Here is a 20,513-nt window from a genome sequence, read left to right as displayed (position 1 = left end):
CGACGCTCATCAATCTTGATCAATGTTGATACATACAGTCAATGTCCGAGCGCGCCGCATCGTCCTCCAGGGCCTGGATCACCGCCGCCGAGGCCGCGGCCGAGCTGAACGTCAGCCGGGCCACGCTGTACGCCTATGTCAGCCGCGGGCTGGTCGAATCGCGCGGCCAGCCGGGTTCGCGCAGGCGGCTGTACGCCGCGACCGACATCCGCCGGCTGCGCAGCCACGGCGACGCCGGCAGCGGCGGCACGCCCGATCGCGCCCTCGACTTCGGGGCGCCGCTACTCGACAGCGCCATCACCCTGATCGACGGCGGCCGGCTGTACTACCGCGGGCGCGATGCGCTGGCGCTCGCCGAGTCCGCCTCGCTCGAGACCGTCGCCGGGCTGCTGTGGCAGCTCGACGATTCCGACCCGTTCGCCGACGTGGTCATCGAACCCGAGCCCCCGGCCGCCCCCGGGATCGCCGGGGCGATCGCCCGGCTGGCGGTGGCCGGCCGCGCCGACGTCGCCGCCTATGCCCGCACCACGCCGGCGCTGGCCCGAACCGGCGCCCGCATCGTCCGGCATCTGGTCTCGGTGTGGTCGGACGGTGCGGTGCCCGACGGTCCGGCGCACCGGGTGCTGGCGACCGCTTGGGGCGTGCCGGCCGCGGCCGAGGCGATCCGCACCGCCCTGGTGCTGTGCGCCGACCACGAGCTGAACGCCTCGGCCTTCGCCGTCCGGGTCGCCGCCTCGACCCGCGCCACCCCGTACGCCGCGGTGATCGCCGGGCTCGCCACCCTGGAGGGCCCCCGGCACGGCGGCATGACCCCGCAGACCCTGGCGCTGATCCACGAGGCGCTGCGGCTGGGCGACGGCCGGGCGGCGGTGACCGAGCGGCTGCGCCGCGGCGAGGCCCTGCCCGGCTTCGGCCACCCGCTGTACCCGGACGGCGACCCGCGGGCGACCGCGACCCTGCAGGCGGTGCGCAAGGCGACCGGGCCACAGCCGCTGCTCGACGTGGTCGACGCGGTCGCGGCGGCCGGGCGGGCGGCGACCGGGCTCGGCCCGAACCTGGACTTCGGGCTCGCCACCCTGGCCGCCACCTGGGGGCTCGACGCCGACAGGGCGATCGGGGTCTTCGCGATCGGCCGCAGCGTCGGCTGGCTCGCCCACGCCGCCGAGCAGCTGGCGTCCGGCACCCTGATCCGGCCGCGCGCCCGCTACACCGGGCCGGAACCGCGGCCGGCCCACGGCAACCGGGCCCGGCCGTGACGCTCGAGCGCGATCGCGCGCCGGGTGCGTTGCCGAGCCGCCGGCAAGCGGCTATAGGCGGGGCATGACCTCCGGCCTGCAGCGCATGGAAAGGGAGTGCCTGGCGCTCCAGACGGCGATGACCGCTCGGGCGGTCGCCCGGGTGTACGGCGCCACCATGCGCAGCCTCGGCGTGCCGACGACGCAGTTCCACCTGCTGGGCGCTCTCGCCCTGCATCCCGAGGCCGGCATGGCGGAGCTGGCCGAGCTGCTGGTGCTCGACCGCTCGACCCTGGTGCGGAACCTCAAGCTGCTGGAGCGCAACAGGCTGATCGAATCCGAGCGCCCGGCCGGCAGCCGGGCCAAGCGCTTCGCGCTGACCGCTTCAGGCCGCGCCGTCATCGAAGCGGCCGTGCCGATCTGGGAAGAGGCCCACGGCCGCCTGGTCTCCGCCCTCGGAGAGGAGGGGCTCGCCGACGCCCGGGCGGCCCTGGAGCGGCTTCGGACGGCGGCCCGCGATGCCGGGCCGACGCAGGACTGACGGCGCACCGGCGGGACGGTCCTTGCTTTTAACTGTGTATATACATATCTGTTCCGTACTCTGAGATCGCATGAGGAGCCGGGGGCATGACACGACGCGTGGTGGTGACGGGGCTGGGCGTGGTGGCGCCGCTCGGGGTCGGCGTGGACGCCGTGTGGAACCGCCTCGTCTCGGGGCACTCCGGGCTGGTGCGGCTGCCGGATCCGGTGGCGGCCGACCTGCCGGCGCGGGTCGGCGGCGTGGTGCCGGGCAAGGACGCGGACCCGGCCGGCTTCGACCCGACGGTCGCGATCGCGCCGAAGGACCTCAAGAAGATGGACCGGTTCATCCAGTTCGCCATGGTCGCCGCCGGCGAAGCGGTCGGGCAGTCAGGCTGGCAGCCGCAGGACGTCCGCGAGCAGGAGCGCACGGCGACGGTGATCGCCTCGGGCGTCGGCGGGTTCCCGGCCATGATGGAGGCGGCCAGGACGGTCGCCGAACGCGGCACCCGGCGGCTGTCGCCGTTCATCGTGCCGTCGTTCCTGGCCAATCTGGCGGCCGGCCAGGTCTCGATCGCCCACGGCTTCAAGGGCCCGCTCGGCGCCCCGGTGACCGCCTGCGCGGCCGGTGCCCAGGCGATCGGCGACGGCGCCCGGATGATCCGCGCCGGCGAGATCGACGTGGCGGTGTGCGGCGGCGCCGAGGCCTGCATCGACACCGTCAGCCTCGCCGGTTTCGCCGCCGCCCGGGCACTCTCGACCGGCTTCAACGACCGGCCGTCGGCCGCGTCGCGGCCGTTCGACCGGCAGCGCGACGGCTTCGTAATGGGCGAGGGCGCCGGCGTCGTGGTGATCGAGGCGCTCGAGCACGCCGAGCGGCGCGGCGCCGCCCCGCTGGCCGAGCTGGTCGGCTACGGCACGACCGCCGACGCCTACCACATGACCTCGGGGCCGGAGGACGGCGACGGCGCCGCCCGGGCGATGCGCCAGGCGCTGGCCCAGGCCGGGCTGGAGCCGTCGGCGATCGGTTACCTGAACGCCCACGCCACCTCGACACCGGTCGGCGACGCCGGCGAGCTGGCGGCGATCCGAACGGTGTTCGGCACCGGCGCCGGGGTGGCGATCTCGTCGACCAAGTCGGCGACCGGCCACCTGCTGGGAGCGGCCGGCGGGCTCGAGGCGGTATTCTCGATCCAGGCGCTGCGCACCGGCGAGCTGCCGCCGACCCTGAACCTGGAGGATCCCGACGAGGCAGCCGACGGCCTCGACCTGATCGGGCCGTCCGCCCGGCGGACCGGCGTCGACTACGCCATGTCCAACGGCTTCGGCTTCGGCGGCGTGAACGCGACGCTGATCTTCAGGCGGTGGGACGGCTGACGGCGCGGCTCGGTCCCGGATCGGCCGCGCTGACACGCGCCGGTCCGGGATGAGGACCCATGTGGACGTCACCTTCAAACCTCATCCCGGACGCCGCACCAGCGGCGATCCGGGGCCGAGGCGCGCCGCCCTACCCGTCCAGGTAACGCCGCTTCAGGTGCGCCAGGAACGCCCCGGCGCCGAGCGGCGCGCCGGTCGCGGCGGTCAGGATCTCGTCGGTGGTCGCCGAACTGGCCTTCCCGTGCACGTTCGGGCGCAGCCAGGCGAGCAAGCGGGTGAAGTCGCCCCGCCCGATCGCCTCGACGATCGCCGGATCGGCCGCGGTGGCGGCCGCGAACAGCTGGGCCGCCGCCAGCGCGCCGAGGGTGTAGGTCGGGAAGTAGCCGACCGCCCCGTCGTACCAGTGGATGTCCTGCAGGCAGCCGCGCGTATCGTCCGGCGGCGTCACGCCGAGCAGGTCGCGCATGCCCGCGTTCCAGGCGCCCGGCAGGTCGCCGACCGCCAGGTCGCCGGCCAGCAGCGCCCGTTCCAGCCGGGTCCGCAGGATGACGTGCAGCGGGTAGGTCACCTCGTCGGCCTCGACCCGGATGAAGCCGCGCTCGACATGGGTGTAGATGCGCCGCAGGTTGGACGGGTCCCAGGCGCTGCCGTCGCCACCGAACGCCGCCCGGGCCATCCCCGACAGGTGCGCCAGGAACTCCGGCGACCGGCAGGCCTGCATCTCCATCAGCAGAGACTGGCTCTCGTGCAGCACCATGCCGCGGGCCTCGCCGACCGGCAGGCCGCGCCATTCGGCCGGCAGGCCGCGCTCGTACAGGGCGTGGCCGGTCTCGTGGATCACTCCCATGACGCCCGACACGAAGCCGCTCTCGGAGAACCGGGTGGTGACCCGGACGTCGTCGGGCACGCCGCCACAGAACGGATGCAGGGTCTCGTCGAGCCGGCCGTGGGTGAAGTCGAAGCCGAGCGTCGCCATGATGTCGCGGGCGAGGCCGCGCTGGGCCGGCACCGGGAACGGGCCCGTCGGCATCTCCGGGTCGCCGGCCCGGGCCTGACGCTCGAGCACCGCCTCCAGGATCGGCGGCAGGGCGGCCTCGAGCTCGGCGAACAGTCCCTCGATACGCGCCACCGAGCCGCCCGGCTCGTACTGGTCGAGCAGTGCCGCGTAGGGCTCGAGGCCGAGCACCTCGGCCTTGGCCGATGCCGCCTCGCGGGTCAGGCGCAGGACCTCGCCGAGGGGCCCGCGCACGCCGGCGAAGCTCGATTCCGCCCGGGCAGCGCGCCACGCCGTCTCGGACTTCGCGGACGCCCGGGCCATCGCGTCGACCAGGGCCGAAGACAGCGCGGTGGCGTGGGCGTGCCGCCGCTTCATCTCGCGCAGGTTGGCGGCCCGCCAGCCGGCCAGCGGCTCGGCCGCGGCGGCTTCCAGCAGGTCGCCGACCTCCGGCGCGGTCAGGATCTCGTGGGCGAGCACCCCCAGGGTCGCCGACTGCTCGGCGCGGGCGTCGCCGCCGCCCGGCGGCATCATCACCAGCCGGTCCCAGGACAGCACGCCGAGCGCGCCCTCGATGGCGGACAGCCGCCGGAACCGCGCCTCCAGCGCGTCGGCGGCGGGGGTGGCTGACGCGGCGGTCATGCCCGGTCCTCCCGCTCCTTGCGGTCGGCCTGCACGTGCCAGACCACGTAGACCACGATCAGGGTGGCGGCGAGCAGGAACCAGGTGAGCGCGTACTGCAGGTGCTCGTTGCGGACCTGGATGGTCGGCACCGCCCCGATCGGCAGCTCCGTCGGCTTCGCGCCCGGCCGCAGCACGTCGACATAGTAGCCGGCGACCGGGCCGATGCCGAGATGCGCGGCCATCTGGCGGGGATCGACGGTGAACCAGATGTCGCGGTCCGGCTCGTTGTCCGGGACGAACGCGCCCTTCTGCCCGGCGATCCGAACGATGCCGTCGATCGTCACGGTCCCGCCCTTCAGGGTCTCCGGGCGATCCTGCGGCCGCCGCCGGTCGAGCGGCACCCAGCCGCGGTTCACCAGCACGGTCGGCCCGCCATCGACGACGAACGGCGTGAGCACGTGGAACCCGGCATTGCCCTCGAAGGGGCGCCCGGTGAGCTGGAGTTCCTTGTCGTTCAGGAAGTGCCCGGTCGCCCGGACGTGACGGAACCGCCAGGCCTCGGCGTCGTCGACGGCGGCCGGCGGCGCGACCGGCGCCTCGTTGACCCGGCTCTCGAAGCTGTCGATGAGCGCGGTCTTCCAGGCCAGCCGGTCGAGCTGCCAGATGCCGAGGCCGACCATCATCAGAACGGCGGGGACGGTGAACAGGGTCGGCCAGAGGCGCGGGCGGAACGGCATGGGTGTCTCGGCTCGGTGGTCGGGCGGACGGGGCCGCGGATCCGTTAGATCGGGCGCCGGAACCCGAAGGGCAAGCGGCGCGTCGTCGCGCCTTGCGTTCCCGGCGCCTGGAGGGCCGCTATCAGCCGCCCGGCGTACGGTGCCGGTAGTGGAGCGCGACCATCACCCCCTTGAGCGGACGCAGCAGGGCGATCGTCCCGCCCATGACCACCGTGCCCCACAGGACCGCGTGCAGCCAGAGCGGCGGCTCGAACGCCGCCTCCACCCACAGGGCGAGCGGGACCACCACGGCACCGAGGATGAAGATGACGAACACCGCCGGACCGTCGCCGGTGTCGTGGTCGGCCATGGGCAGGCCACAGGCCTCGCACCGCTCGGCGACCGTCAGGTAACCGCTGAACAACCGGCCGCGTCCGCACCGGGGACACCTGCAGGCGAGGCCGGCGGCAATCGGGGACGGAGGCGGACCGTAGGCGTCGCTCACCGGTCCGCCCCCGTTGTTCCGATCCGGCTCAGCTGCCCCACCAGTAGACGCAGACGAACAGGAACAGCCAGACCACGTCGACGAAGTGCCAGTACCAGGCCGCCGCCTCGAAACCGAAATGCTGCTCCGGCGTGAAGTGGCCGGCATAGGCACGGAACCAGCAGACGATCAGGAAGATGGTTCCGACGATCACGTGGAAGCCGTGGAAACCGGTGGCCATGTAGAAGGTCGACGGATAGATCCCTTCGGTGAAGCCGAACGCCGCGTGGCTGTATTCGACCGCCTGCAGGGCCGTGAAGCTGAGGCCGAGCAGGATGGTGATGCCCAGGCCAATCAGCAGGTTCCTGCGGTCGCCCTGGAGCAGCGCGGCGTGCGCCCAGGTCACCGTGGTGCCGGACAGCAGCAGGATCAGGGTGTTCATCAGCGGCAGGTCGAAGGGATCGAACGGTTCGATCCCCTCCGGCGGCCACACCCCGGTGCGCGGGTACATGGCCATGTCGAAGAACGCCCAGAAGAACGCCACGAAGAACATCACCTCGGAGGCGATGAACAGCATCATGCCGTAGCGCGTGCCGATCTGGACCACCGGGGTGTGATGACCCTGGTACTGGGCCTCGCGGATGACGTCGCGCCACCAGAAGAACATGGTCATCAGCACGAGCAGCAGGCCGACGATCAACATCGGCGCGCCGAACGGCTTGCCATGCATGAAGAGCACGGTCCCGGCCGCCAGCACGAAACCGGCCCCGGCGCCGACGAACGGCCACGGGCTCGGCTCGACCAGATGGTAAGGATGCTTCTGTTCGTGTGCCATCAGTCCCCTCGTCTCACGTGCGGCCCGGGTCGTCCGCCGACCGGGGCACCCCCGCGTGGTGCTTCGTCATCGTTTCAGGTCGCCGGTGGCAGCCGGCTCGGCGGCCCCCGGCAATTCGGCGAGTTGCCGCGCCTTGGCCTGATCCTGGGCGCGGAAGAAAGTATACGACAGGGTTATCGTGGTCACGCCGTCCATCTTCGGATCGTCGGCGAGATCCGGATCCAGGTAGAACGACACCGGCATGTCGACGGTCTCGCCCGGGCGCAGCACCTGCTCGGTGAAGCAGAAGCAGTCGATCTTGTCGAAGTACAGCCCGGCCTTGTCCGGCGTGACGTTGAAGGTCGCGGTCCCGACCACGGTCTCGGTGCCGGTGTTGGTGGCCTGGTAGAACGCCAGCTTGGTCTCGCCCACCTTGAGCGACATCGAGCGCTGCACCGGCTCGAACCGCCAGGGCAGCTCCGGGTTCACGTTCGAATCGAATCGCACCGTCATGGTGCGGTCCAGGATCCGGTCGGACTCTGCGGTCGCGACCTGGGTGGTCCCGCCGTATCCGGTGACCCGGCAGAAGATCTCGTACAGCGGTACCGCCGCATAGGCCATGCCGACCATGCCCACGACCACGCCGGCCAGAATGCCGCCGGTCCGCAGGTTGCGGGCGCGCCGCACCCGGGTCTCGAGGTCGAGGTCCTGATCCGCGCTCATCGGTTCAGCTCATCCGCAGGATGGTGATCACGAAGAACAGCACCGCCAGCGCGATGATGGTGCTGAAGATGGCGATGTTCTTGCCGCGGCGGGCGACCACCCACTGGTCCTGCTCCGTTCCCGGCTTGCGATCGCGGTCCGCCATGTCGGTCACCCCGCCACCCAGCTGTCGACCAGCAGCGCGCCGTACAGCGCGAACAGGTAGAGGATCGAGTAGCCGAACAGCTGCTTGGCCGGCCGGTGGTCGGCCGCGGACCCGCGCCAGACCCGCAGGGCCGCCACGACGAACAGGCCGCCGAGCACGCCGGAGACGATGCCGTAGCCGGTCCCGGCGAAGCCCAGCAGCGCCGGGGCCGTGCCGAGCGGGGCCAGCAGCAGCGAGTAGATCAGGATCTGCCGGCGGGTCTCGCGGTCGCCCGCCACCACCGGCAGCATCGGCACGCCGGCCCGCGCGTAGTCGCCGCAGCGCCACAGCGCCAGCGCCCAGAAATGCGGCGGCGTCCACATGAAGATGATGGCGAACAGCACGATCGAGGCGACCGACACGTCGCCGGTCACCGCGGCCCAGCCGATCATCGGCGGGAACGCGCCGGCGGCGCCGCCGATCACGATGTTCTGCGGCGTGCGCCGCTTCAGCCACATCGTGTAGATGAAGACGTAGAAGCCGATGGTGCCGGCGAGCAGGGCGGCGGCGGCCCAGTTGACCGCCAGCCCCATGACCAGCACCGAGAAGCCGGACAAAACGACGCCGAAGGCCAGCGCCTCGTCCGGATTCATGCGACCGGCCGGGATCGGCCGGGCCTGGGTGCGCTCCATGACCGCGTCGATGTCGCGGTCGTACCACATGTTGATCGCGCCCGACGCGCCGGCGCCGATGGCGATGCACAGCACCGCGATCACCGCCAGCACCGGGTGCAGATGCCCCGGCGCCACCGCCAGGCCGACGGCGCCGGTGAACACCACCAGCGACATCACCCGCGGCTTCAGCAGAGCGACGTAGTCGGCGACCGAGGCCGTCCCACCAGGGACGGCCTCGGCGGCGGCGTCGATCCGCACGATGTCGGCGGAAGTATCGGTCACGTCAACAACCTCTCGGCCCCCTGGCCCCGGGTCTGCCCCGGGGTCACTTCACGCGGGGCAGTTCCTCGAAGGTGTGGAACGGCGGCGGCGACGACAGGGTCCACTCGATGGTGGTGGCGCCCTCGCCCCACGGGTTGTCGGCCGCCTTGCGCTTCTTCATGAACGCCTCGATCACCACCCAGAAGAAGATCAGGGTGCCGATGCCGCCGATGTACGCGCCGATCGAGGACACGTAGTTCCAGCCGGCGAGCGCGTCGGGGTAGTCGATGTAGCGCCGCGGCATGCCGGCCAGGCCGAGGAAGTGCATCGGGAAGAACGTCAGGTTCACGCCAACGAACGTCACCCAGAAGTGCAGGCGGGCCAGGAAGCCGTTGTACTCGTAGCCGGTCATCTTCGAGAACCAGTAGTAGAACCCGCAGAAGATGCCGAACACGGCGCCCAGCGACAGCACGTAGTGGAAGTGGGCGATCACGTAGTAGGTGTTGTGCAGGGCCAGGTCGACGCCGGCATTCGCCAGCACCACGCCGGTCACGCCGCCGACGGTGAACAGGAAGATCACGCCGATCGCCCAGATCATCGGGACCCGGAACTCGATCGAGCCGCCCCACATGGTGGCGATCCACGAGAAGATCTTGATGCCGGTCGGCACCGCGATGACCATCGTCGCCGCAGTGAAGTAGGCGCGGGTGTCGACGTCCAGGCCCACGGTGTACATGTGGTGGGCCCAGACCACGAACCCGACCACGCCGATCGCCACCATCGCGTAGGCCATCCCCAGGTAGCCGAACACCGGCTTCTTGGAGAACGTGCTGACCACCTGGCTGATGATGCCGAACGCCGGGAGGATCATGATGTAGACCTCCGGGTGGCCGAAGAACCAGAACAGGTGCAGGAACAGCACCGGGTCACCGCCGCCGGACGGCTCGAAGAACGCCGTGCCGAAGTTGCGGTCGGTCAGCAGCATGGTGATGGCGCCCGCCAGCACCGGCAGCGACAGCAGCAGCAGGAACGCGGTGACCAGGATCGACCACACGAACAGCGGCATCTTGTGCAGGGTCATGCCCGGCGCGCGCATGTTGAAGATGGTCGTGATGAAGTTGGCCGCGCCCAGGATCGACCCGGCACCGGCGAGGTGCAGCGAGAAGATCGCCAGGTCCATCGCCATGCCCGGCGTGCCGAGCTTGCCGGACAGCGGCGGATAGACGGTCCAGCCCACGCCGGCGCCGTTGGCGCCGCCGGTGCCCTCGACGAACATCGAGAGGACCAGCAGCAGCAGCGCCGGAACCAGCAGCCAGAACGAGATGTTGTTCATGCGCGGGAACGCCATGTCCGGCGCGCCGATCATCAACGGCACGAACCAGTTGCCGAAGCCGCCGATCAGCGCCGGCATGACCACGAAGAACACCATGATCAGGCCGTGGGCGGTGACCATGACGTTCCAGACGTTGCCGTCCTCCATGAACTGCAGGCCGGGGTTCTGCAGCTCCATGCGCATGTAGATCGAGATGGCGCCACCGACGAGCGAGGCGACCACCGCGAACACCAGGTACAGCGTCCCGATGTCCTTGTGGTTGGTGGAGTACAGCCAGCGGCGCACGAAGCTGGTCGGCGCGCCGTGGTCGTCGTGCCCGTGGGCGCCGTGGGCGTGATCAGCGCTGCTCATCGTCTCGTCTCCGCTCGATTACTTGGACACGACCGCGGCCAGCGTCGGGCCGGCGGCGCCGTCGTCCATCGCGAACTTGGTCTTGGCCTCGGCCAGCCAGGCGTCGTACTCGGCCTGCTCCATCGCCTGCACGACGATCGGCATGTAGGAGTGGTTCAGGCCGCAGATCTGGTTGCACTGGCCGTAATACACGCCGGCCTTGTCGACCTGGAACCAGGTCTCGTTGATCCGGCCCGGGGTGCCGTAGATCTGCACGCCGAAGGACGGGATGAAGAACGAGTGCATGACGTCCGAGGTGGTGACCAGCACCTGCACCTTCTTGCCGACCGGAACCACCAGGCGGTTGTCGACGTCGAGCAGCCGGATCTGGCCTTCCTTGAGGTCGGCATCGGCGATCATGTTGCTGTCGAACGCGATCTGCTGGTCCGGGTACTCGTAGCTCCAGTACCACTGGTGCGCCTGGACCTTCACCGTCATGTCCGGCTCGACCGCCCTGTCGGCGAAATACAGGAGCTTGAACGACGGGATCGCGATCACCACCAGGATCAGCACCGGCACGCCGGTCCAGATGATCTCCAGCAGGGTGTTGTGCGACGTCTTCGACGGTACCGGGTTCTTGCTGGCGCGGAACCGCAGGCACACATACACCAGAAGCACCAGCACGAAGATCGCGATCAGGGTGATGATCACGAGCAGCAGGTTGTGCAGGTCGTCGAGCCGGTCGTGCGTCGGCGTGACGCTTTCCTGCATCCCGAGCTGCCACTCACGCGGCCTGTCCGCCCATGCCATGGTCGCGGTAGCGACGAGCGAAGCCGCCGCCCATCCGATATGCCGCGCCCAAGACACGGCCAATCCGAGGATCCGATCCATCAGTCGGTCGTTCCCGTTGTCGTTGCTCTCGCCGCGCCCCCCGCGGCGGGCTTGGTTATGACACCAACGCACGCCCGGCGCAACGCGGGGCGGCGTGCTCGGTCGCAAGCTAGAACGCTGATAATGCCTGGGCAAGCAGCCCTCACGCGGCATTCGGTCGCGCCGTGCGCTGGATCAACGACGGGCGCCGCACCGTTGCCGACCGGTCGACTTCCGCCGGCCGAATGCCTATGTCAGGCTGAATCCCGTTCAACCGGCCCCCGCGCCAGGAGCACGCCGTGACCGATCGCGCCATCACCGACGAACTGTTCTTCTCCCGTGCCGGCCTGGACGCCGGGCGCACGCAGGCAATCGTCGACGACGCGCTGGACGGCGCCGACGACGGCGAGCTCTATCTCGAGTACCGGCAGAGCGAGAGCCTGGCGTTCGACGACGGCCGGCTGAAGACCGCCTCCTTCGACACCTCGCAGGGCTTCGGCCTGCGGGCGATCGCCGGCGAGGCGCGGGGATTCGCGCACGCCTCCGAGCTGTCGGAGGACGCCATCCGCCGTGCCGCCGGGACCGTTCGCGCGGTGCACGCCGGCCATTCCGGCACCATGGCCGAGGGGCCGGTCGGCACCAACCGCCACCTCTATACCGACGCCAACCCGCTGCAGGGCGTGTCGACCGAGGCGAAGATCAAGGTCCTGACCGAGATCGACGCCTACGCCCGCGCAAAGGACCCGCGGGTGCGCCAGGTATCGGCCTCGCTGGTCGGCTCCTGGCAGGCGGTGCAGATCCTGCGGGCCGGCGGCCAGCGGGTCGGCGACGTGCGGCCGCTGGTCCGGCTCAACGTCTCGGTCGTGGTCGGCGACGGCGACCGCATGGAATCGGGCTCCTACGGCTGCGGCGGCCGGCTGATGTTCGACCGGTTCGTCGATCCCGAAGCCTGGCATCACGCGGTCGACGAGGCGATCCGGGTGGCGCTGGTCAACCTCGACGCGGTGCCGGCCCCGGCCGGCGAGATGGACGTGGTGCTTGGCCCGGGCTGGCCGGGCGTGATGCTGCACGAGGCGGTCGGGCACGGCCTGGAGGGCGACTTCAACCGCAAGAAGACCTCGACCTTCAGCGACATGATCGGCCAGCGGGTCGCCGCCCCCGGCGTGACCGTGATCGACGACGGCACCCTGCCGGACCGGCGCGGCTCGCTCACCGTCGACGACGAGGGCACGCCGACCTCGCGCACCGTGCTGATCGAGGACGGCATCCTGGTCGGCTACATGCAGGACCGCCAGAACGCCCGGCTGATGGGCATGGCGGCCACCGGCAACGGCCGCCGCGAGAGCTACGCCCACCACCCGATGCCGCGCATGACCAACACCTTCATGGCCGACGGCACGGCGTCGCCGGAGGAGATCCTGCGCTCGGTGAAGAAGGGGCTGTTCGCCGTGAACTTCGCCGGCGGCTCGGTCGACATCACCTCCGGCAAGTTCGTGTTCTCGATGAACGAGGCGTACCTGGTCGAGGACGGCAAGATCGGCCCGGCGGTCAAGGGCGCCACCCTGATCGGCAACGGTCCCGACGCGATGACCAAGATCACCATGATCGGCAACGACTCGCGCCTCGACGACGGGATCGGCACCTGCGGCAAGGACGGCCAGGGCGTGCCGGTCGGGGTCGGCCAGCCGACCTTGAAGATGCGCGGCATCACCGTCGGCGGCACGGCGGTGTGAGCGGCGGGCGGGCGCGGCGGGCGGGCGCGGCGGTACGTATAATCCGCAATCACCTCTCATATTCGCGTCGACTTTAGCACTTCGTTAAACCCGATCGTCGTGACTCCCCGTACCGGCAAGTCGTCACTGCCGGCCAGCGAGGGAGTCCGAGATCGTGAACTATGCCGTTCCGGCACTGATCGCCGCGCTCACCCTGATCGTGGCGGGGGCATCGGCCATCGCCGTTCCGACGGCTCCCGAATCGGCGGTCGCCGCCGTCTTCCCGCCCTGGTGGGACCGCGAGCAGGCGGCCGCCGCGGTCGCCCGATCCGACGGTCTGATCGTCCGCGAGGGCGCCATCGCAACCATCCTGGTGGTGCGTCCCGCCGGCCCCGACCTGGCCGACCGCCTGCGCGCCCACGGCGCCGTCCTGGTCGTCGATCCGGTTGCCGCCGGCGGCTGCCTCGGCACCGGCTCCGCCTGACGCCGACGGCCCAAGGAGACTCCCGATGAACGAACTCACGACCCTGCGGCGCCGGGCGACCACCGTCCTCGCCATCTTCCTCGTCCTGCAGATCCCGGTCTCCGCCGCCGTCGCCCTGGTCCTCGGCCGGGATCTGCTGCTGCCGGTCGGCGCGATCACGGTGGTCGCCGCCACGGTCGGTGCCCTGACGCGCTGGCGAATCGACGATCCGGGAACCCGCCTGGCGCTCGCCGCCGGCCTGATGGGCGCGGTGTCGATCCTGGTGTTCCAGTTCGCGGGGCACCCCTGGCAGATCGACATGCACATGTACTACTTCGCCTGCCTGGCGATGCTGGCCGGGCTGACCGACTGGCGGGCCATCGTCACCGCGACCGCCGTCGTCGCGGTCCACCACCTGTCGCTCAACTTCCTGCTGCCGGCCGCGGTGTTCCCCGACGGCTCCGACTTCGGCCGGGTGGTGCTGCATGCGGTGATCGTGGTCGCCGAGGCGGCGGTGCTGGTGTGGCTGACCCATCAGGTCGCGCACGCCTTCGAGCAGTCGGCGAAATCGCGGGCCGAGGCCGAGGCCGCCGAGGCCGAGCGGGCGGCGATCGCCGCCCGCCAGCAGGACCAGGAGCGCCGCGGCGCCGAGGAGCGGGCGGCCGCCCTGCGGCAGACCGCCGAGGCCCTTGAGGCGTCGATCGGCAGCATCTCCGAGACCGTCGCCGCCGCCGCCGAGGAACTGAACCGGACCTCGTCGGTCCTGACCGATACCACCACCCGTGCCGCCGATCGCTCCGAGGCGGTGGCCGGCAACACCCGGGAAGCCAGTGAACGGGCGCGCGCCACCGAGGCGGAGGTGGGGCGGCTCAACACGGTCATCGAGGAGATCAACCGGCAGGTCGTGTCGTCCGGCGAGATCACCCGCGACGCCGCCGAACGGGCCCGCGAGACCGATTCCACGGTCGCCGGCCTGGCCGAGGCGGTGCACCGGATCGGCGACGTCCTGGGGCTGATCAACGACATCGCCGAGCGCACCAACCTGCTGGCGCTGAACGCCACCATCGAGGCCGCCCGCGCCGGCGAGGCCGGCAAGGGCTTCGCGGTGGTGGCCTCGGAAGTGAAGTCGCTGTCGACCCAGACCGCGCAGGCCACCGACCGGATCGCCGGCGAGATCGAGTCGATCCGCGCCGAGGCCGAGGGGGCGGTGGCGGCGATCCGCGGAATCGCCGAGGCGGTCGCCCGGATCGACGAGACCGCACGGGCGACCGCCGAGACCATCGGCGTACAGTCGGGCGTCACCCGGCAGATCGCCGACCAGGTCCGCGGCCTCGCCGACACCAGCCGCGACGCCGCCGAGGCGATCACCCGGGTCGCGCTGGAGACCCGCGAGAGCGGCACCTCCGCCGAGGACGTGCGGCGCGCCAGCGAGGACCTGGCCCGCCACGCCGAACGCCTGCGCCGCGAGACCACGACTTTCGTCGAGCAGGTCCGGGCGAGCTGACCGATCCGGCGGCCGGCCCTCACGCCGCCGGGCGCCGCTCCCGCGGCGGATCCGCCAGCAGCCGGTCGACCTCGGCCCTGACCTTCGCCACCGCCGCTTCCTTGACCGGCCCGAAGCCGCGGATCTCGAGCGGCGCCCTCGCCAGCGCCAGCAGGGTGGCCCGGTCGTGGGTCGCCCGGTCATGGCTGGCCAGCCGGTCCAGCACGGTCCCGACCACGCCCTCGTACCAGCCGATCAGCGCGCGCTCCATCCGTCGCTCGGCGGTGTAGCCGAACGGGTCGAACGGCGTGCCGCGCAGCCGCTTCAGCTTCGCCAGCAGCCGGAACGCCCCCTGGACCCACGGCCCGAACGACCGCTTGGCTGGCCGGCCGCGGGCGTCGGTGCCGGTGCGCAGCAGCGGCGGCGCCAGGTGGTAGCGGACCGTGAAATCGCCCTCGAACTCGCGGCGCAGACCGTCGAGGAAGCCGGTCTCGACGTGCAGCCGCGCCACCTCGTACTCGTCCTTGTAGGCCATCAGCTTGAACAGCGCGCGGGCGACCGCGTCGGTCAGCGCGCCGCCGTACGACGCCGGCTCGGCTGCCCGCACCCGGTCGACCTGCGCCCGGTAGCGGCCGGCCCAGGCGGCGTCCTGGTAGTCGCGCAGGAACGCCTCGCGCCGGGCGATGACGTCGTCCAGGGTCTCGGGCTCGCGCTCCGGCTCGCCGGTTAGCGCGAAGGCCGGGTCGGTGGCGGCCAGCCGGCCGGCCGCGAACGCCTGGCGGTTCGCCTCCACCGCGACGCCGTTCAGCTCGATCGCCCGGTCCAGCGCCGCCCGCGACACCGGCACCAGCCCGCGCTGCCAGGCGAAGCCCAGCATGATCACGTTGGCGAACACCGCGTCGCCGAACAGCGTCTCGGCCAGCCGGTTGGCGTCGAGCGAGTCGAGGTTGTCGGCACCGACCACCCGCCGGATCGCCGCCAGCCGGGCCCCGACCGCGAGGTCGGCGTCGCGCAGCCGCACCACGTCGCCGGTCGGCATCTCCGCCGAGTTCACCACCGCCCGGGTCCCGGGCCGGTAGGTCCCGGACGCCTTCGGCGACGACGACACCACCACGTCGCAGCCGATCAGCGCGTCGGCCGCGCCCTGGTCGATCCGGACCTGGTTGATCCGCTCGGGCGCCTCGGCGATCCGCAGATAGCTCAGCACCGGCCCGAACTTCTGGGCGAAGCCGGTGAAGTCGAGCACCGACACGCCCCTGCCCTCCAGGTGCGCGGCCATGGCGACCAGCGCCCCGACCGTGATCACCCCGGTACCGCCGACGCCGGTGACCAGCAGGTCGTAGGGCTCGGCGAGGGTCGCGCGCTGCGGCTCCGGCAGGCCGGCCGCCCGGCCGGCGCAGTCCGCCCCGGTTCCGCCCCGCTTGCGGCGGGTCGCGCCCTCGACTGTCACGAAGCTCGGGCAGAACCCGTCCAGGCAGGAGAAGTCCTTGTTGCAGCTCGACAGGTTGATCCGGCGCTTGCGGCCGAACGGGGTCTCCTTCGGCTCGACGCTCAGGCAGTTCGACGCCACCGAGCAGTCGCCGCAGCCCTCGCACACCAGGTCGTTGATGACCGCGAAGCGCTTCGGGTCCTCCAGGGTGCCGCGCTTGCGGCGCCGCCGCTTCTCGGTGGCGCAGGTCTGCTCGTAGATCAGCACCGAGACGCCCGGCACCTCGCGCAGCTCGCGCTGCACGGCGTCGAGCTCGTCGCGGGGGTGAATGGTCAGGCCGGAAGGAAAGTCGGCCTCGGCGAACTTCGCGGGATCGTCCGACACCAGGGCGATCCGCTGCACGCCCTCGGCCCGCACGCCGTGGGCGACGGCGTGCACGCTGATCGGCCCGTCGACCGGCTGGCCGCCGGTCATGGCGACCGCGTCGTTGTAAAGGATCTTGTAGGTGATGTTGGCGCCGGCCGCGATCGCCTGGCGGATCGCCATCGAGCCGGAGTGGTAGTAGGTGCCCTCGCCCAGGTTCTGGAAGACGTGCCCCTGGCCGGTGAACTTCGACGAGGCCGCCCAGTTCACCCCCTCGCCGCCCATCTGGATCAGCGAGGAGGTGTCGCGGTCCATCCAGCTCGCCATGAAATGGCAGCCGATACCGGCCAGCGCCTTCGAGCCCTCGGGCACCCGGGTCGAGGTGTTGTGCGGGCAGCCGGAGCAGAAATACGGGGTGCGGGTGGCGCCGGCGACCTGGATCACCCGGTCGGTCCCGGGGACCAGCCGGGCCGCCCGCTCGGCCAGGTTCAGCCCCGGGAACACCCCGTCCAGTCGCCGCGCCACGATCGGCGCCAGCAGAAGCGGCGACAGCTCGCCGGTCCACGGGATCAGCCGCTCGCCGGTCTCGTCGTGCTTGCCGACCATGCGCTCGGGCTTCGCACCCGGCCAGTCGTAGAAGTACTCCTTGAACTGGCTCTCGACGATGCCGCGCTTCTCCTCGACCACCAGCACCTCGCGCTTGCCGCGCATGAACGCCAGCGCGTCGCGGCGGTCGAGCGGCCACACCATGCCGATCTTGTAGACGTCGATGCCGATGCGCCGGCACTCGCGCTCGTCGATCCCGAGCAGCCGCAGCGCCTCCATCAGGTCGAGATGCGCCTTGCCGGTGGTCACGATCCCGAACCGGGCGTCCGGGACGTTGTAGACGTGGCGGTCGATCGGGTTGGCGGCGGCGAACGCGAACACCGCGTGCTTCTTCGCCTCCATGCGCTCCTCGATCTGCGGTCCGGGCAGGTCCGGCCAGCGGTAGTGCAGGCCGCCCGGCGGTATCTCGAAGTCGGGCACGACGAACCGACGCGGCTCCGGAATCTCGACCGAAGCCGCCGCCTCGACGGTTTCGGAGACCGCCTTGAAGCCGACCCACATGCCCGAGAACCGCGACAGCGCGTAGCCGTACTCGCCGAACGCCAGGTACTCGGCGACCGAGGCCGGACTCAGGGTCGGCATGAACCACGCCATGAAGGCGACGTCGGACTGGTGCGGCATCGACGACGACACGCAGCCGTGGTCGTCGCCCGCGACCACCAGCACGCCGCCATGCGGGGAGGAGCCGTAGGCGTTGCCGTGCTTCAGGGCGTCGCCGGCCCGGTCGACCCCCGGCCCCTTGCCGTACCAGAGGCCGAACACGCCATCGACCGTGCGGTTCGGGTCGCTCTCCACCTGCTGGCTGCCGAGCACGGCAGTGGCGGCCAGGTCCTCGTTGACCGCCGGCAGGAAGGTGATGCCGTGCTCGTCGACCAGCCGTCTGGCCCGCCACATCTCCAGGTCGACCGCGCCGAGCGGCGAGCCGCGGTAGCCGGAGACCAGCCCGGCGGTGTTCAGCCCGGCCGTCCGGTCGCGGCGCGCCTGGTCGAGGGCGATCCGGACCAGCGCCTGGGTCCCCGTCAGGAACACCCGGCCGGAGCCGCGGGTGTAGCGGTCCTCGAGGCGATAGCCGGCATCGACCGGCGCGGCTGCTGGATCGTTCATGACCGGCTCCCGGGTCGGATGGTTCCCCCATTATACCCGCCGCCCCTGGCAGAACTTGCCAGATTGTCCGACTGCGATGGACAAACTGGAAGATCTATTCGAAACTACCCGTCTGCCTGGAAGATCCAACCGGATTCCCGCGAATGGAACTCAGCGACGCCGACCGCCGCATCCTGCGCGCCCTGCAGGCGGACTCCCGAATCTCCAACCAGGCCCTGGCGGAGCAGGCCGGCATGTCGGCCTCGGCCTGCTGGCGGCGGGTGCGGGCGCTGGAGGAGGCCGGGGTGATCGCCGGCTACCCGGCGGTGCTGGACGCCGGCCGTTGCGGCCTCGCCTTCAGCGCCATCGTCCACGTCACCATGACCCGGCACGACGCCTCGCAGCTCGACGTGTTCATCGAGCGCGTCGCGGAGCGCCCGGAGGTGCTGGAGTGCTACTCGACCACCGGCGAGGCCGACTATCACCTGCGGGTCGTCTGCCGCGACAAGGAGGCCTACAACGACTTCCTCGAAGGCTTCATGTTCCGCCTGCCGGGAATCGCCCACGTCCGGACCAACCTGATCCTGAAGGACATCAAGCAGCACGGGCGCCTGCCGGTGTGAGGGGCGGGTCGTCCGCCCGCACGGTGATTGCCCGCCCGGCCGGCCGGTGTACACTCGCCGCGCCATGCCGACCCTTCCCCCCGACCAGCCGACCGAGCCGCCCGTGACCGACCTGATCGAAAAGCGTCCGAACTTCTACGGGTTCGGTGGACTCGACCGCTCCGCCCACATCCGCGAGCGCGAGGGCTGGCTGGACGAGCTGCTGGAGCGTCCCGAGACCCGGCTGGTGCCGGTCTGGCGCACCCGCTCCTTCGTGCTGGAGGTCGACGAGGCCGGGCCGCGCGCCGCCATGCTGTCGGCCGGCGAGCACCGGCACCTGGTCGCCCACGCCGAGTCGATCGCCTTCCTCGGCGAGCACGAGGGGGTCGCGCATGTCGCCCTCGACCTGTCGCCGCTCGAGGAGACCGACCTGCTGAACATCCTGGCGGCGCATGGCGGCTTCACCGACCTGCGCCGCATCGGGCCGCTGCTGCAGCGCTTCGAGGGCTCGCTGCTGGCCTATGCCCGCGGCCTGATGTGGTGGCACCAGCGCCACCGGTTCTGCGGGGTCTGCGGCCACCCGACCGAGAGCGTCAAGGGCGGCCACCAGCGCAGCTGCAGCAACGAGAAGTGCCGGGCCCCGCATTTCCCGCGCACCGACCCGGCGGTGATCATGCTGGTGCACGACGGCGAGCGCTGCCTGCTCGGCCGCCAGAAGGTCTGGCCGGAGGGCATGTACTCGACCCTGGCCGGCTTCGTGGAGCCCGGCGAGACCCTGGAGGAGGCGGTCGCCCGCGAGGTCTGGGAGGAGAGTGGAATCCGGGTGCGCAACGTGCGCTACCACTCCTCGCAGCCCTGGCCGTTCCCGTCCTCGCTGATGCTCGGCTTCCACGCCGAGGCCAAGAGCTTCGACATCGTCCGCAACGATGACGAACTGGGCGACGCCCAGTGGTTCACCGCCGAGCAGCTGTCAGACTTCGAGGCGCTCGGCAAGTTCCTGCCACGCCGCGATTCGATCGCCCGCCGGCTGGTCCAGGACTGGGTCGAGAGCGTCCGCCCGGAGCTGTACGACGCCGTCGACGCCGTGCCGAGCGCCTACCCGGTGCGCACCACCTGAGGGCTGAGGCAGCCGCCCGGTGGATCCCGGAGTCGGCCGCAAGGCGGCCGCACCGGGATGACGAGGGGTAGGATGCTCTATCACTTTCCTTTCGTCATTCCGGAGCCGAGCAGCGGACTCCGGGATCCATGACCGGGCATGCTGAGCAAACTCGCCGTCGCCTTTCCATAGCCGGCGTATGCCCCGAACACTCCGACCTTGCGTCTATATCCTCGCTTCCAAACCGTACGGCACGCTCTACGTCGGGGTAACCGGCGACCTGATCCGTCGCGTGTGGGTGCACCGCGAACATCCGTCGGGCTTCTGCGCGCGTTACGGTGTGAAGCGCTTGGTCTGGTACGAACCGAAGCCGGACATGCAAACGGCGATCCGACGTGAGAAACGGCTCAAGGACTGGCGCCGTGACTGGAAGATCGCGCCGATCGAGCAGAAGAACCCGGACTGGCACGATCTGTATCCGGGGCTCGCGGGCCTCGTCTGACGGCGGGTCTCCGGCTCGGCATGCGATCCCGGCCCCACCAGGGATCCCGGAGTCCGCTGCGCGGCTCCGGAATGACGAGATTGGGGTAGCCGCCCC

19 protein-coding genes are annotated in these 20,513 nt (G+C 71.1%); 9 read left to right on the top strand and 10 right to left on the bottom strand.

Annotation, left to right across the window (positions count from 1 at the left end):
- Positions 1 to 41 precede the first annotated feature (41 nt).
- The 3 genes from IE246_RS18885 (at position 42) to fabF (ending at position 3,131) form a co-directional block, all read left to right on the top strand.
- Complete coding sequence (locus IE246_RS18885; protein WP_229837379.1) at positions 42 to 1,256, top strand: citrate synthase; 1,215 nt, start codon at positions 42 to 44, stop codon at positions 1,254 to 1,256.
- A 64-nt stretch (positions 1,257 to 1,320) separates the two neighbouring features.
- Complete coding sequence (locus IE246_RS18880) at positions 1,321 to 1,776, top strand: MarR family winged helix-turn-helix transcriptional regulator (protein WP_189992543.1); 456 nt, start codon at positions 1,321 to 1,323, stop codon at positions 1,774 to 1,776.
- 86 nt (positions 1,777 to 1,862) lie between these two features.
- The gene (gene fabF, locus IE246_RS18875; protein ID WP_189992540.1) at positions 1,863 to 3,131 is read left to right on the top strand and encodes a beta-ketoacyl-ACP synthase II; all 1,269 of its coding nucleotides are present in this window, start codon (positions 1,863 to 1,865) and stop codon (positions 3,129 to 3,131) included.
- A 130-nt stretch (positions 3,132 to 3,261) separates the two neighbouring features.
- Here fabF and IE246_RS18870 read toward each other — a convergent pair whose 3' ends face one another.
- From IE246_RS18870 to coxB, 9 genes are all read right to left on the bottom strand, one after another.
- Positions 3,262 to 4,767 carry a carboxypeptidase M32 gene (locus tag IE246_RS18870; protein WP_189992539.1) on the bottom strand — a complete coding sequence of 502 codons (1,506 nt, stop codon included), beginning with the start codon at positions 4,765 to 4,767 and terminating at the stop codon, positions 3,262 to 3,264.
- The gene (locus IE246_RS18865; protein ID WP_189992536.1) at positions 4,764 to 5,486 is read right to left on the bottom strand and encodes an SURF1 family protein; all 723 of its coding nucleotides are present in this window, start codon (positions 5,484 to 5,486) and stop codon (positions 4,764 to 4,766) included. The genes IE246_RS18870 and IE246_RS18865 overlap by 4 nt, the downstream gene beginning before the upstream one ends.
- Positions 5,487 to 5,607: 121 nt before the next feature.
- Positions 5,608 to 5,889, bottom strand: a complete 282-nt coding sequence (locus IE246_RS18860; RefSeq protein WP_308434498.1) for a DUF983 domain-containing protein — start codon at positions 5,887 to 5,889, stop codon at positions 5,608 to 5,610.
- Positions 5,890 to 5,998: 109 nt separating this feature from the next.
- Complete coding sequence (locus IE246_RS18855) at positions 5,999 to 6,784, bottom strand: cytochrome c oxidase subunit 3 (protein ID WP_189992532.1); 786 nt, start codon at positions 6,782 to 6,784, stop codon at positions 5,999 to 6,001.
- Positions 6,785 to 6,850: 66 nt separating this feature from the next.
- Positions 6,851 to 7,486 carry a cytochrome c oxidase assembly protein gene (locus IE246_RS18850; RefSeq protein WP_189992530.1) on the bottom strand — a complete coding sequence of 212 codons (636 nt, stop codon included), beginning with the start codon at positions 7,484 to 7,486 and terminating at the stop codon, positions 6,851 to 6,853.
- A gap of 4 nt (positions 7,487 to 7,490) precedes the next feature.
- A complete protein-coding gene (locus tag IE246_RS18845) occupies positions 7,491 to 7,631 on the bottom strand; it encodes a cytochrome c oxidase system small membrane protein (RefSeq protein ID WP_189992529.1) in 141 nt (46 codons plus the stop codon).
- A 5-nt stretch (positions 7,632 to 7,636) separates the two neighbouring features.
- Complete coding sequence (locus IE246_RS18840) at positions 7,637 to 8,566, bottom strand: heme o synthase (RefSeq protein ID WP_373297895.1); 930 nt, start codon at positions 8,564 to 8,566, stop codon at positions 7,637 to 7,639.
- Between the two features lie 43 nt (positions 8,567 to 8,609).
- Positions 8,610 to 10,229: a cytochrome c oxidase subunit I gene (ctaD, locus tag IE246_RS18835; RefSeq protein ID WP_189992527.1), complete on the bottom strand. Its 1,620-nt coding sequence runs from the start codon at positions 10,227 to 10,229 to the stop codon at positions 8,610 to 8,612.
- A gap of 18 nt (positions 10,230 to 10,247) precedes the next feature.
- Entirely contained in the window at positions 10,248 to 11,018 is a 771-nt protein-coding gene (coxB, locus tag IE246_RS18830; RefSeq protein ID WP_373297894.1) for a cytochrome c oxidase subunit II, read from the bottom strand.
- 359 nt (positions 11,019 to 11,377) lie between these two features.
- Here coxB and tldD point away from each other — a divergent pair, with 359 nt between their 5' ends.
- The 3 genes from tldD (at position 11,378) to IE246_RS18815 (ending at position 14,757) form a co-directional block, all read left to right on the top strand.
- Positions 11,378 to 12,811, top strand: coding sequence for a metalloprotease TldD (gene tldD, locus IE246_RS18825; RefSeq protein WP_189992523.1), 1,434 nt, complete (start codon positions 11,378 to 11,380; stop codon positions 12,809 to 12,811).
- Positions 12,812 to 12,965: 154 nt separating this feature from the next.
- Positions 12,966 to 13,274 (top strand): hypothetical protein, encoded by a 309-nt coding sequence (locus IE246_RS18820; RefSeq protein ID WP_189992521.1) that lies wholly within the window; start codon positions 12,966 to 12,968, stop codon positions 13,272 to 13,274.
- 25 nt (positions 13,275 to 13,299) lie between these two features.
- Positions 13,300 to 14,757 carry a methyl-accepting chemotaxis protein gene (locus IE246_RS18815; RefSeq protein WP_189992519.1) on the top strand — a complete coding sequence of 486 codons (1,458 nt, stop codon included), beginning with the start codon at positions 13,300 to 13,302 and terminating at the stop codon, positions 14,755 to 14,757.
- Between the two features lie 19 nt (positions 14,758 to 14,776).
- Here the strand turns inward: IE246_RS18815 and IE246_RS18810 are convergent, their stop codons facing one another.
- A complete protein-coding gene (locus IE246_RS18810; protein WP_189992517.1) occupies positions 14,777 to 18,238 on the bottom strand; it encodes an indolepyruvate ferredoxin oxidoreductase family protein in 3,462 nt (1,153 codons plus the stop codon).
- Positions 18,239 to 18,381: 143 nt separating this feature from the next.
- On the opposite strand from IE246_RS18810, the gene IE246_RS18805 reads away from it, so the two are divergent.
- From IE246_RS18805 to IE246_RS18795, 3 genes are all read left to right on the top strand, one after another.
- Positions 18,382 to 18,840, top strand: coding sequence for an Lrp/AsnC family transcriptional regulator (locus IE246_RS18805; RefSeq protein ID WP_189992515.1), 459 nt, complete (start codon positions 18,382 to 18,384; stop codon positions 18,838 to 18,840).
- A gap of 103 nt (positions 18,841 to 18,943) precedes the next feature.
- Positions 18,944 to 19,936 (top strand): NAD(+) diphosphatase, encoded by a 993-nt coding sequence (gene nudC / locus IE246_RS18800; protein WP_229837377.1) that lies wholly within the window; start codon positions 18,944 to 18,946, stop codon positions 19,934 to 19,936.
- A gap of 178 nt (positions 19,937 to 20,114) precedes the next feature.
- Positions 20,115 to 20,417, top strand: coding sequence for a GIY-YIG nuclease family protein (locus tag IE246_RS18795; protein ID WP_189992511.1), 303 nt, complete (start codon positions 20,115 to 20,117; stop codon positions 20,415 to 20,417).
- The last annotated feature ends 96 nt before the right edge of the window (positions 20,418 to 20,513 follow it).

Source organism: Thalassobaculum fulvum (genome assembly GCF_014652915.1).
In the GTDB taxonomy this organism is placed as follows: Bacteria; Pseudomonadota; Alphaproteobacteria; order Thalassobaculales; family Thalassobaculaceae; genus Thalassobaculum_A; species Thalassobaculum_A fulvum.
The sequence above is the reverse complement of the archived record's forward strand: the minus strand, read 5'-3'. Positions and strand labels throughout refer to the sequence as shown.

What these genes read in the sequence shown, in the direction of transcription:
- IE246_RS18885 (WP_229837379.1), top strand. Translation starts at nt 42, where the DNA reads ATGTCCGAGCGCGCCGCATCGTCCTCCAGGGCCTGGATCACCGCCGCC.
- IE246_RS18880 (WP_189992543.1), top strand. Translation starts at nt 1,321, where the DNA reads ATGACCTCCGGCCTGCAGCGCATGGAAAGGGAGTGCCTGGCGCTCCAG.
- fabF (WP_189992540.1), top strand. Translation starts at nt 1,863, where the DNA reads ATGACACGACGCGTGGTGGTGACGGGGCTGGGCGTGGTGGCGCCGCTC.
- IE246_RS18870 (WP_189992539.1), bottom strand. Translation starts at nt 4,767, where the DNA reads ATGACCGCCGCGTCAGCCACCCCCGCCGCCGACGCGCTGGAGGCGCGG.
- IE246_RS18865 (WP_189992536.1), bottom strand. Translation starts at nt 5,486, where the DNA reads ATGCCGTTCCGCCCGCGCCTCTGGCCGACCCTGTTCACCGTCCCCGCC.
- IE246_RS18855 (WP_189992532.1), bottom strand. Translation starts at nt 6,784, where the DNA reads ATGGCACACGAACAGAAGCATCCTTACCATCTGGTCGAGCCGAGCCCG.
- IE246_RS18850 (WP_189992530.1), bottom strand. Translation starts at nt 7,486, where the DNA reads ATGAGCGCGGATCAGGACCTCGACCTCGAGACCCGGGTGCGGCGCGCC.
- IE246_RS18845 (WP_189992529.1), bottom strand. Translation starts at nt 7,631, where the DNA reads ATGGCGGACCGCGATCGCAAGCCGGGAACGGAGCAGGACCAGTGGGTG.
- ctaD (WP_189992527.1), bottom strand. Translation starts at nt 10,229, where the DNA reads ATGAGCAGCGCTGATCACGCCCACGGCGCCCACGGGCACGACGACCAC.
- coxB (WP_373297894.1), bottom strand. Translation starts at nt 11,018, where the DNA reads ATGGCATGGGCGGACAGGCCGCGTGAGTGGCAGCTCGGGATGCAGGAA.
- IE246_RS18815 (WP_189992519.1), top strand. Translation starts at nt 13,300, where the DNA reads ATGAACGAACTCACGACCCTGCGGCGCCGGGCGACCACCGTCCTCGCC.
- IE246_RS18810 (WP_189992517.1), bottom strand. Translation starts at nt 18,238, where the DNA reads ATGAACGATCCAGCAGCCGCGCCGGTCGATGCCGGCTATCGCCTCGAG.
- IE246_RS18805 (WP_189992515.1), top strand. Translation starts at nt 18,382, where the DNA reads ATGGAACTCAGCGACGCCGACCGCCGCATCCTGCGCGCCCTGCAGGCG.
- IE246_RS18795 (WP_189992511.1), top strand. Translation starts at nt 20,115, where the DNA reads ATGCCCCGAACACTCCGACCTTGCGTCTATATCCTCGCTTCCAAACCG.